An 11,583-nucleotide genomic window follows, 5' to 3' on the forward strand; every position below is an offset into this window, starting at 1 on the left:
TCCGGGCGGTACGGCCATGGCCGTACCGCCCGGTGTGTTCTCGGGGTCCTTTCGCCGTGCCGCTCGCGTGCCAGGTCGGTGTGCGATCAGAGCTGCGGGGCCGGGGCGCGCAGAGCGGAGACGGCCTCGGCCCAGTCGACCGGGTCGGGGTCCTGCTCGGCGCGGACCAGCAGGTGTGCGCCCTCCGGGGCGGTCCCGGTGTCGGCGGCCACGACCAGCGCGCCCTCGGGGATCGCACCCGCGCCGGCCGCGACTCCGAGCTTGGACAGCCGCTGGGCCAGGGCTGAGGCCCGGTTCCCGCCGGTGACGATCAGTGGCCGGTTCCACAGCATCGCGAGGGTGAGCGCCACGTGCGCGGCCGCGTCGTCACCGGAGCCGTAACGTACCGCGACCGGCCCCGGCTCGGAGCCGGGCTCGGCCTGTTCCGGCACGGGCAAGGACGCGACGGTCACCACGCGGCAGACCGCGCCGTCACGCACGGCGGCATAGCCGGGGACACCGGCGGGCAGCACCAGCAGGTCGGCTTGGGCACCGGAGGCCAGCTCCGGCAGCTCGCCTGCCACATCCGCGCTGAACCGGCTCACCACCCTGGTCTCCGAGCCGCGCTCGCGGGCGCTGCCGGCCAGCGCCTCCAGGTCGTGGAGGGTCTCGGCCAGCTCGGCCAGCTCCGAGGAGAGGCCGCTGCCGACCTCCAGGCGGCCCGCCGGATAGGGGCGCAGGTGGCCCAGGACCACCTCGGACGGTGACCTGGACAGGGCAAGGGTGGTGGTCAGGCCGACCAACGGGGCCTGCTCGGCGGGCGGATCGGGCACGATCACCAGCACCCGGTGGGCGGCGGTCGCGCCGAGGGCGGCACGTTCGGCCTCGGCGATGTCGCGGGCCACCCGCCTGTCGGGGTAGATCCTGCGCACCAGCGGGCCGGTCATCGCGGTCGTGACGAGGGCCATGACCACCATCAGCGAGTAGAGCTCGTCGTCGAGCACGCCCTTCTGCAGGCCGACGGTGAGGATGACGATCTCGGTGAGCCCTCGCGTGTTGAGCAGGGAGGCCAGTGCCCAGGACTGCCGCTTGGGCAGCCGCTGGGTCCGCGCGGCGGCGTAGGAGCCGAGCAGCTTGCCGCCGATCGCGACGACCAGGATCGCGGAGAGCGTGCCGAGGCTGGACAGGTCGAGTTCGCGCAGGTTGACGTTGAGCCCCGCCACCACGAAGAACATCGGCAACAGCAGCAGTACGGCGAGCTGTTCCAGCCGCTCCAGGATCTCGTGGTTGAGCCGTTCCGCCCCCTCGCGGGGCATCACCGCGCCGAACACGAACGCGCCGAAGATGAAGTGGACGTGCATCCACTCGGTGGCCCAGGCCGATCCGATCAGACCGAGGAGCACCAGGGAGAGCAGGCCGGGCGTCAGCCGCCCGGCCTTCTCGTAGGCGGGCACCAGCCGGGCCAGCAGGGGCTTGACGACCAGGAACATCACCAGCGCGTACGGCAGGGCGAGCAGGACCTTCCACTGCCCCTCGGACTCTCCGGCCCCCGCGATGCCCACCACCACCGCCAGGACGGTCCAGGCGAGCACGTCGATGACGGCCGCCGAGGCCAGGGCGAGGCCGCCGAGCGTGATCCGCTGCATTCCCCGGTCGGTGAGGACCCGCGCCAGCACCGGGAAGGCGGTGGCGGCCATCGCCGCGCCCATGAACAGCACGAACGGCAGGGTCTTGTCGCCTCCCACGTGCTCACCCGCGATGGCCAGCGCGAGCACGCAGCCCAGGACGAACGGCACCACGGTCGAGCCGAGCGCCACGGTCACCGCGATCCGTCCCTTGCCCCTGACCAGCTTCTGGTCCAGTTCCAGGCCGACGACGAACATGAACAGCACCAGGCCGACGTTGGCCAGGGCCTGCAACGGGGGCCGCATCTCGGAGCCGAACAGCTCGTCACCGATCAGGGGGCCCAGCAGGGTGGGGCCCAGCAGGATGCCGGCCACGATCTCGCCGATGACCGGAGGTTGGCCGAGCCATCTGGCCAGCGCTCCGAAAAGCCGCGCGGCCGCAAGGACGATGACAAGGTCAAGCAGGAGCAGATCCATGTGCAGCAATTGCGAGCACGCTTTCCGTATGCAAAGAAAAGCCCCGAGAATGGCGAAGGCGACGTTACCGTGTGTGGGGTGTCGTCGCGAACGTTGCGCAGGCATGGAGGGAGACCGTTGTGGAAGGCATCGCCGACTATGAGTTCATCCGGTCACTGGGAGCCGGTAATCACGGTGAGTTCTACTTGGCGAAAAGGCCCGAGCGGTTACCCATCGAGGCGGATCTGGTCGCGGTGAAGGTGGTGGGGGGCACGGGGAACGACGCCTTCCGCCGCGCCACGAGAGAGTTGAAGGCGTTCGCCGCGGTGCGCTCCCCGTATCTGGTGCGGCTCTACGACGCCGGCCAGCAGGGCGGGGTGTTCTATTACTCGATGGAGTACCTGCCGGACGGCTCGCTGGCGCATCCCGCGGAGCGGCCGTCGCGCGAGCGGGTGCTGCGCTCGATCGCCTGCGTCTCCCACGCGGCGCAGGCACTACACGAGGAGGGTATCGTCCATCGCGACATCCGCCCCGGCAACGTGCTGCTCGCCGACGACGGGGGCAAGCTCTCCGACCTGGGCCTGTCACAGGTGCTGACGCCGGGCGTGACGGTGACCGGGATGGGGGACATCGGTTCGGTGGAGTTCACCGATCCCACGCTGCTGCAGGGGGAGACGCCCACCCCCGCGGGCGACGTGTGGTCGCTGGGCGCGACGCTGCACTGGGCGGTGAGCGGCGCCGGGCTCTACGGGAAACTGCCCACCCACGACCCGCTGCTGACCCTGCGGAAGGTGTACAGCACGCCGCCGTCGATCGATCCGGGGCTGGAGCCCGAGCTGTCGGATCTCGTCCAGGCATGCCTTGGCGACGTGGCCAAGCGGCCCACCGCGCGGGGGGTGGCCGACCGGCTCTACGCCCTGCTGGTCTGAGCTTCCGCCCGCGCGCCCCGGGACCGTGGCCTCGGCTCCCTGAGCGTGCGCGCCGGGAGCCGAGGCCACGGGGTGGCCGGGCGCTACCCGCCGGTGGGGCGCAGGCGGTCCAGTTCGGCGTTGAGCACCCGCTCCAGACGTGCGGTGCCGAGCCTGCCCGGGTAGAGCAGGCGGTGCACGCTCAGCCCGTCGACCAGGGCGAGTAGCCGCTCGGTCACGTCGTCGAGGTCTTCGGTGGTGGAGATCTCCCCACCGGCGGCCGCGGCGCCGAGCAGGCTGCGCACCAGGTAGCGCAGCTCCTCGGCCTCGGCGCGCTGCGCCTCCAGCATCGCCGGGCTGGTCATGCTGCGACTCCAGAAGCCGACCTCCAGCCCGCTCTCCCGCGTGCGCTCCTCGTCCAGTGGCAGGTTGTCGAGGAGGAGCTCGCGCAGCGCCGCCAGCCCGGTGAGGCCGGCCAGCTTGCCGCGCAGGCGCTCCACGATGCGCCGGTGCGAGGAGCGCAGCGCCGACAGCATGATGTCGTCCTTGTCGGCGAAGTAGTGGGTCAGCACGCCGTTGGAGTAGCCGGCCTCCTTGGCGATCGCCCTGGTCGTGGCGGCCTCGATGCCCTCGCGCAGGATGATGCGGCGAGCGGCCTCGATGACCTCCTCGCGGCGCTCCCCATGATCGACGATCTTTGGCAACTCGGTTCCCTCCCGAACGGAATCCGTTGACATTGTAGTCGGTCGCCCGTCTATTATCCGCTGAAGACATGAGGAGGACTCACTATGACCGTCGTAGCCCTCGGGGTGCACATCGTGGACGTGCTCGCCAGGCCGGTGGAGTCGATTCCCGCCGGGCAGGACACCCACCTGCTGGAGCAGATCCGCGTCACCGCCGCGGGTGCCGCGGCCGCGACCGCCGTAGACCTGGCCGCGCTCGGTGTCCCGGTGGCCTCGGTGGGGGCGGTCGGCGACGACGAGCTCGGAGATCTGCTCGTCATGATGATGGGGCGGCGCGGCGTCGACGTGACCGGAGTGGTCCGCAGGCGGGGAGAGCAGACCGCCGCCTCGATCCTGCCCATCCGTCCGGACGGCGGGCGCCCGTCCTTCCACGTTCCCGGAGCCAACCTGGGCCTGGCCGTCGCCGACGTCGGCCGCGAGCGGATCCTCGGTGCGCGCGTTGTGCACCTGGGGGGCATGGACGTGACCTGGGGCCTGTACGACCCCGCTTTCTTCGCGCTGCTCGACGAGGCGCGCGCGGCGGGCACGATCATCACAATGGACCTTCTGTCCAATATGCCGGACCTCATGCAGGGGGTCCGGAGCTTTCTCCCGCACGTCGACTACCTCCTGCCCAACGAGGAGCAGGCGCTGCTGATGAGCGGTGCGGGCAGTGCGGAGGAGGCCGCGCTGGCCCTGCTGGGGGAGGGGCCCTCGGCGGTCCTGGTCACGCTCGGCGCGGACGGAAGCCTGATCGCCGAGGCGGAGGGCGTCACCCGCGTTCCCGCCCTCGACGTCGAAGTGGTCGACACCACGGGGTGTGGTGACGCCTACTGCGCCGGGTTCATCGCCGGCCTGGTCGACGGCCGTGACGTGGCCGGCTCGGCACGGCTCGGCACCGCGCTGGCCGCCCGCGTCGCGGGAGGCCTGGGTTCGGACGCCGGCCTGGACGGGGCGCGCGCACTACGCGAGGAGAAGTGATCCCACCGCTCGCGGCCGGACACGGCACCGAACCGCCCGAACCGATCCAGATCTGAAAGGACGACGCATGTCCATCGACGCCAGCCTCAGGGAGCGGGCCGCCAAGGTCGTCCCCGGCGGCATGTACGGCCACCTCAACGCGGCCCTGCACGGCCCCGCCTACCCGCAGTTCTTCGTCGGCGGCGAGGGGTGCCGCCAGCGGGACGCCGACGGGCGCGAGTACGTCGACCTCATGTGCTCCTGGGGTCCCGTCGTGCTCGGCCACCGCCACCCCGCGGTCGAGGCCGCCGTCACGGCCCAGCTCGCCGCGGGCGACTGCCTCAACGGCCCCGGCCCCGTCTACGTGGAGCTCGCCGAGCTTCTGGTGGACACCGTCCCGCAGGCCGACTGGGTGATGTTCTCCAAGAACGGCACCGACGCCACCACCCAGGCGCTGATGGTGGCCCGCGCCGCCACCGGCAGGACCAAGGTCCTCATGGCGCACGGCGCCTACCACGGGGCCGACCCGTGGTGCACGCCCAGTACGGCGGGGACCACCCCCAGCGAGCGCGCGGACCTGGTCGAGTTCACCTACAACGACCTCGCCAGCGTCGAGGCCGCCGCGGCGCAGGCGGAGGGCGACGTCGCCGCGATCATCGTGACGCCGTTCAAGCACGACTCGTTCGAGGACCAGGAACTCGTCGCCGCGGAGTTCGCCCGGGGGGTGCGGGCGCTGGCCGACCGGATCGGCGCCGCGCTGGTGATCGACGATGTGCGCGGTGGCTGGCGGATCGACCTGGGCGGCTCCTGGGAGCCGCTGGGCGTGCGCCCCGACCTGTACGCCTTCAGCAAGGCCATGGCCAACGGTCACCCGATCGCCGCCGTCACCGGTGTGGACGCCCTGCGAGGGCCCGCCCAGACGCTCTACTCCACGGGTTCCTTCTGGTTCAACGCCGCTCCGATGGCCGCGGCCAAGGCCACCATCGAGACGCTGCGCGACATCGACGGCATCGCCCTGATGGAACGCGCGGGCACCCGCCTGCGCGAGGGCCTCGCCGCCCAGGCCGCCTCCCATGGCTTCACGGTCAACCAGACCGGCCCGGTGCAGATCCCATGGCTCTCCTTCGAGGGCGATGTGACCCTGGACAAGGGCATGTTCTGGGCCGCGGCCTGCCTGCAGGAGGGGGTCTACCTCCATCCGTGGCACAACTGGTTCCTGTCGGCGGCCCACACCGACGCCGACATCGACCGGGTGCTGCAGGGCACCGACGCCGCCTACGCCAGGCTCAGGGCCCACTTCGGCACCGACTGAACGCGGCCCCTAGCGTGGGGCGTCCCGCAGCCGGTACCACTGCAGGTCGTCCAGGCGGGTGCCGTCGGGGCCGGGCAGCAGACCGCGCAGCAGGGCCTCGCGGGTGAAGCCCGCGCGCTCCAGCACGCGCTGCGAGGCGACGTTGGTGGGGGAGGTGCCCGCGATGATCCGGCTCAGGGAGGTGTGCTCGAAGGCCCAGTCGACCAGCAGGTTCACCGCCCTGGTGGTGAAGCCCCGGCCGCGGAACGCCGGCAGCAGGCTGTAGCCCGTCATGGCCTGCCCCAGCGGCGGGGCCAGGTTGGAGAGCTGGATCTCCCCGGCGAACGCGCCCGTCGCGGCGTCCGTGATCACCGCCTCGACCCCTCCGCCGGCCAGTCGGGTCGCGCCCGCCGTGCGGCACCGCTCCTCGACCTGCTCGGCGCTGCGGGGCTCGGGCGGGACGCTGTACCTCACGACGTCGGGCAGGTTGTGCAGCGCCAGGTAGTCGGCGGCGTCGGCGGGGGTGAGCGGCCTGAGCCGTACTATCCCGTCGGTCAGTGAGCCGCCGGGGAAGTCCGGCAGGAACGGCGTCACGCGCTCGCCGGAGTCGCCGCGCAGGCGTGCGAAGGAGACCAGGTCACGGCGGGTGCCGTCACGCTGCTGTTCGGCCCCGCGCCGAACGCCCTCGTGCCGGAAACCGGCGGCCAGGGCGACCCGCTGGCTGGCCAGGTTCTCCACGTCGGCGAGGAGTTCGACGCGCTCCACCCCGTGGCCGAAGCCCCATCCGGCCAGCGCGGCGGTGGCGGCCGTGGCCACCCCCCGGCCCCGCGCCCACGGTGCGACCAGGTAGCCGATCTCGTTGGTGCTCCGCAGGCGGGAGGGCTTGAGGCCGATGTTGCCCAGCCACTCGCCCGTCTTCGCGTCCGCGATGGCGAAGGCGGCTCCCCCGCTCTTCCAATCCTGCTCGGCCATCTCCAGGTACTGGAGGGCGTCGTCCCGGGTGTAGGGCACGGGTATCAGGGGGAGGAACCGGACGATCTCCGGGTCCGCGCAGGCGCGGACGATCGCTTCGGTGTCGGTGGGGGCGAGCGGTCTCAGGACGACGGAGCCCGCCGGAATCACATCTTGGGGAAACACACGACAACAGCTACCAGTTCCCCCGTAGTGGAGCGAACCATTTTGCGGATCGTCGTTGTCCGTCTGCTCCGGACGGCCGTGTCCGTTTCCCCCTGCCCGACCGCCGCTCCCGGCCAGAGGCGGGATCGGCCGCGGTCGCGCGCCGTTAACCTTGCGGTCATGGGTTTTCGCAGGCATGGGCCGTTTCAGGCCGGGGATCAGGTTCAGCTCACCGACCCCAAGAACAAGCGTCATACGGTGACGCTGAAGGAAGACGGCGTGTTCCACACGCACAAGGGCGGGATCCCGCACAGTGAGCTGATCGGCCGGCCCGAGGGCTCGGTGGTGCGTTCGTCCGGGGGCACCCAGTATCTGGCGTTCAGGCACCTGCTCCAGGACTACACGCTCTCCATGCCGCGCGGCGCGGCGGTCATCTACCCCAAGGACTCGGCGCAGATCGTGGCCATGGCCGACATCTTCCCGGGCGCCAGGGTGGTGGAGGCGGGGGTCGGCTCCGGCGCGCTCACCTGCTTCCTGCTGCGCGCGGTGGGCTCCGAGGGCACCGTCACCTCCTACGAACGGCGCCAGGACTTCGCCGAGATCGCCACCAAGAACGTGGAGAAGTTCTACGGCGGTCCGATGTCGCAGTGGCGCCTGGTGGTCGGCGACTTCGTCGCGGACCTCGACGAGAGTGACGTCGACCGGATCATCCTCGACATGCTCGCCCCGTGGGAATGTGTGGACGCCGCGGCCAAGGCCCTCACCCCTGGCGGTGTGATCTGCTGTTATGTCGCGACCACAACCCAGCTGTCGCGTACGGTCGAAACTCTCCGGGAGCACGGGAGTTTCACCGAGCCCCATGCGTGGGAGACCCTGGTTCGTGACTGGCATGTCGAGGGGCTGGCTGTGCGGCCCGACCACAGAATGGTCGGCCACACCGGCTTCCTGGTCACGGCCCGTCGCATGGCCGACGGGGTGACGCCACCACCTCGACGTAGACGTCCGGCGAAGGGTGCACAGGGTGAGGAGTCCACGTCTTCCGCCACATGATGACGATTCGGCTACGACGGTTCGTGGGGGAGTGACACGGGAGCGGACCTTCGTGTTCTTATGCTTCTAGCACTAAAAGCACCAAAAGGGATTAATCATCGCGCACTTAATGTAGTCATACGAACACTGCTCAGCCAGGTAAGGGACAGCCCTTAGATGGGTAGGGTTTCGAGTAGTCGGTCTCGACTGGGAAGGAGGTGACGCCGTGGCAGCTCGCGACGACGCTGAGGCTCGAGCCGCGCAGCGCGAACGGGAGGTCGCTGACCTCACAACACAGGTCTCCTTCCTGCAGGAGGAGATCACCGTGTTGCGTCGGAAGCTGACGGAGTCTCCCCGGCAGGCCAGGATCCTTGAAGAGCGTCTCCATGACTTGCAGGCGAACCTCGCGGCCGTAACCGGCCAGAACGAGCGTCTGGTGGCCACCCTCAAGGAGGCCAGAGACCAGATCGTCGCCCTGAAGGAAGAGGTAGACCGGTTGGCGCAGCCGCCATCCGGGTTCGGCGTGTTCCTCGAAACCAGAGAAGACGGCACGGTGGAGGTTTTCACCGGTGGTCGCAAACTCAGGGTGAACGTCAGTCCGGCGGTGGACGTCGACTCGCTGAAGCGCGGCCAGGAGGTCATGCTCAACGAGGCGCTCAACGTGGTCGAGGCCCTCGGCTTCGAGGAGCTTGGCGAGATCGTGATGCTAAAGGAGCTTCTCGAGGACGGCCAGCGCGCGCTGGTGATCTCGCATGCCGACGAGGAGCGGGTGGTGAAGCTCGCCGAGTCGCTGGTGGGCCAGCCGATCCGGGCAGGCGACTCCCTGCTGCTCGAACCCCGTTCGGGCTATGTCTACGAGCGCATCCCCAAGTCCGAGGTCGAGGAGCTCGTCCTGGAGGAGGTGCCCGACATCTCCTACGAGGAGATCGGCGGGCTGATGCGGCAGATCGAGCAGATCCGGGACGCCATCGAGCTCCCGTACCTGCACGCCGACCTTTTCCGCGAGCACAAGCTCCGCCCGCCCAAGGGCGTCCTGCTCTACGGACCGCCCGGCTGCGGCAAGACGCTCATCGCCAAGGCGGTCGCCAACTCCCTGGCCAAGCAGGTCGCGGAGAAGACCGGTCAGTCCGGCAAGAGCTTCTTCCTCAACATCAAGGGTCCCGAGCTTCTCAACAAGTACGTCGGCGAGACCGAGCGGCACATCCGCCTGGTCTTCCAGCGGGCTCGTGAGAAGGCCTCCGAGGGCACCCCGGTGATCGTGTTCTTCGACGAGATGGACTCGATCTTCCGGACCCGGGGCTCGGGCGTCTCCTCCGACGTCGAGAACACCATCGTTCCCCAGCTCCTGTCGGAGATCGACGGCGTCGAGGGCCTGGAGAACGTCATCGTGATCGGCGCCTCCAACCGCGAGGACATGATCGACCCGGCGATCCTGCGGCCCGGCCGCCTGGACGTCAAGATCAAGATCGAGCGGCCGGACGCCGAGGCGGCCAGGGACATCTTCTCGAAGTACCTCATCGCGGAGCTCCCACTCCACTCCGAGGACCTCGCCGAGCACGGTGGCAGCCGCCAGGAGACCATCTTCGGGATGATCCAGCGGGTCGTCGAGCGGATGTACACCGAGAGCGAGGAGAACCGCTTCCTTGAGGTGACCTACGCCAACGGGGACAAGGAGGTCCTGTACTTCAAGGACTTCAACTCCGGCGCGATGATCCAGAACATCGTCGACCGCGGCAAGAAGATGGCGATCAAGCAGTTCCTGGAGACCGGGCAGAAGGGTCTGCGGATCCAGCATCTGCTGGCGGCCTGCGTGGACGAGTTCTCCGAGAACGAGGACCTGCCCAACACCACCAACCCCGACGACTGGGCCCGCATCTCCGGCAAGAAGGGCGAGCGGATCGTCTACATCCGTACCCTCGTGACGGGCAAGCAGGGCACCGAGGCCGGGCGTTCCATCGACACGGTGGCCAACACCGGTCAGTACCTGTAAAAGCGGCACGCGTGCCGATCGACGGCGCGGCCTCCCTCGGGGGCCGCGCCGTCGGTGTCTCGCCAGGTTTTGTCTACTTTTGCGGCGTTTGGTGGCATTGGGGGGCTTTGTTGCTTTTTTGACCTGCCGTCACTCGTATTCGGCTGCGCGGACCCGGCACCACCCGTATCTCCAGTCATATCCATCCCGAAAGTGACCGGAAATCAACAGCCGTCACAGGGAACCCGAATGATCGAAGCGTCGTCCAAGTGGCGTGCGTGAACATTCCGGCCCGGCCGTCAGGTGACCGGCACGGGGTCTCGCGAGGCGCTTCGGGGAAGCGGCCGCCTCGCCGAACTCGACCTCCTGCGCTTCGCCGCCGCCATGGCGGTGCTCGCCTTCCACTACTTCATCGCCTTCGCCTCGGTGTGGGGCGACCGTCCCGCCAAGTTGTTCCCGGCGATCTCCACGATCTCCGGACTCGGCATCCTCGGTGTCGAGCTGTTCTTCATGATCAGCGGCTTCGTGATCCTGATGAGCATCTGGGGCCGGGGTCTGGGGGCGTTCGCCCTCTCCCGGCTGGTGCGGCTCTTTCCCGCCTACTGGGTCAGCGTGGTGGTCACCGCCGCGGTCTACGGGCTGACCGCGGCCACGGCCCTGGACCCCAAGCTCAGCCTCGGCGAGTACGGGGTCAATCTCACCATGCTCCAGCGGGCCTTCGGCGTCTATGACGCCAACGGCGTCTACTGGTCGCTCTGGGTGGAGCTCCGCTTCTACGTGCTGATCTCGATCCTGGTGATCACCGGGGTCACGCTCAACCGCTGCCTGGCCTTCATGGGCGTCTGGCTCCTGGCCGCGGGCTTCTTCGCGGGAAGCGATGAGGCGTGGGTCGAACTTGTGATCATGCCCAAGTACGCGGCCTACTTCGTCGGTGGCATGGCGTTCTTCCTGATGACCAGATTCGGTCCCAGGCTGGTCCTGTGGTGTCTGGCCGGGATCAGTGGCGGCCTGGCCGTCAGCGCGGCGCTCGACCGGGTGGCCGGGCGCGTGGAGAAGGTCGGCTACGCCGCGATGCCCGTGCCCGACTGGGCCGTCGTCGCCACGGTGGTCGGCTTCTACGTACTCATGGCGATGGTGGCGCTCGGCTGGCTGCGGTGGCTGCGCTGGCGCGGCCTGGTGGTTCTGGGCGCGCTCACCTACCCGCTCTACCTCTTCCACACCGCGGCCGCCGTCCTGATCGTCCCGGCCCTGCGGGACACGCTGCCGCCGCCGTTGACCGCCCTGGTCACCGTGCTGGCCGCGATGGCGTTCTCCTACCTGGTGTATCGGGTGGCCGAGCGTCCCCTTCAGGAGTTCGTCAAGTCGAGAAGGCGCAGGAAGGCCGCGCAGGCGTCGCCCGCACAGCCTCCCGGGTTCTCCTCGATCCCCCTCGCAACGGGCGAAAAGGCTTCGGTGCCATAACTGTCCGACCACCGGGCATAGTGAAGGGTCTAGGGTCGGGAATAGATACCTCGGAGAGAAACAGTCC

Annotated in this window: 9 protein-coding genes; 6 read left to right on the plus strand and 3 right to left on the minus strand. The window is 69.4% G+C overall.

What is annotated here, in order from left to right; all coding sequences use genetic code 11:
• Window positions 1-86 precede the first annotated feature (86 nt).
• A complete protein-coding gene (locus ABT061_RS19305) occupies window positions 87-2,081 on the minus strand; it encodes a cation:proton antiporter (RefSeq protein WP_350919213.1) in 1,995 nt (664 codons plus the stop codon).
• 119 nt (window positions 2,082-2,200) lie between these two features.
• Here ABT061_RS19305 and ABT061_RS19310 point away from each other — a divergent pair, with 119 nt between their 5' ends.
• Complete coding sequence (locus tag ABT061_RS19310; RefSeq protein ID WP_350919216.1) at window positions 2,201-2,989, plus strand: serine/threonine-protein kinase; 789 nt, start codon at window positions 2,201-2,203, stop codon at window positions 2,987-2,989.
• An 83-nt stretch (window positions 2,990-3,072) separates the two neighbouring features.
• Here ABT061_RS19310 and ABT061_RS19315 read toward each other — a convergent pair whose 3' ends face one another.
• Window positions 3,073-3,672 (minus strand): TetR/AcrR family transcriptional regulator, encoded by a 600-nt coding sequence (locus ABT061_RS19315; RefSeq protein WP_350919219.1) that lies wholly within the window; start codon window positions 3,670-3,672, stop codon window positions 3,073-3,075.
• An 84-nt stretch (window positions 3,673-3,756) separates the two neighbouring features.
• Between ABT061_RS19315 and ABT061_RS19320 the strand changes: the two genes are divergently transcribed.
• The gene (locus ABT061_RS19320) at window positions 3,757-4,671 is read left to right on the plus strand and encodes a carbohydrate kinase family protein (RefSeq protein ID WP_350919222.1); all 915 of its coding nucleotides are present in this window, start codon (window positions 3,757-3,759) and stop codon (window positions 4,669-4,671) included.
• A gap of 67 nt (window positions 4,672-4,738) precedes the next feature.
• Window positions 4,739-5,962 (plus strand): aminotransferase class III-fold pyridoxal phosphate-dependent enzyme, encoded by a 1,224-nt coding sequence (locus ABT061_RS19325; RefSeq protein WP_350919225.1) that lies wholly within the window; start codon window positions 4,739-4,741, stop codon window positions 5,960-5,962.
• Between the two features lie 9 nt (window positions 5,963-5,971).
• Here the strand turns inward: ABT061_RS19325 and ABT061_RS19330 are convergent, their stop codons facing one another.
• On the minus strand, window positions 5,972-7,078 hold the full coding sequence (locus ABT061_RS19330; RefSeq protein WP_350919228.1) for a GNAT family N-acetyltransferase: 1,107 nt from the start codon (window positions 7,076-7,078) through the stop codon (window positions 5,972-5,974).
• Between the two features lie 159 nt (window positions 7,079-7,237).
• On the opposite strand from ABT061_RS19330, the gene ABT061_RS19335 reads away from it, so the two are divergent.
• The 3 genes from ABT061_RS19335 (at window position 7,238) to ABT061_RS19345 (ending at window position 11,516) form a co-directional block, all read left to right on the plus strand.
• Window positions 7,238-8,107 (plus strand): tRNA (adenine-N1)-methyltransferase, encoded by an 870-nt coding sequence (locus ABT061_RS19335; RefSeq protein WP_350919231.1) that lies wholly within the window; start codon window positions 7,238-7,240, stop codon window positions 8,105-8,107.
• A 205-nt stretch (window positions 8,108-8,312) separates the two neighbouring features.
• On the plus strand, window positions 8,313-10,076 hold the full coding sequence (arc, locus tag ABT061_RS19340) for a proteasome ATPase (protein WP_350919233.1): 1,764 nt from the start codon (window positions 8,313-8,315) through the stop codon (window positions 10,074-10,076).
• Window positions 10,077-10,358: 282 nt separating this feature from the next.
• A complete protein-coding gene (locus ABT061_RS19345; RefSeq protein WP_350919236.1) occupies window positions 10,359-11,516 on the plus strand; it encodes an acyltransferase family protein in 1,158 nt (385 codons plus the stop codon).
• The last annotated feature ends 67 nt before the right edge of the window (window positions 11,517-11,583 follow it).

It is taken from the genome of Streptosporangium sp. NPDC002544 (genome assembly GCF_040295965.1).
GTDB lineage: Bacteria > Actinomycetota > Actinomycetes > Streptosporangiales > Streptosporangiaceae > Streptosporangium.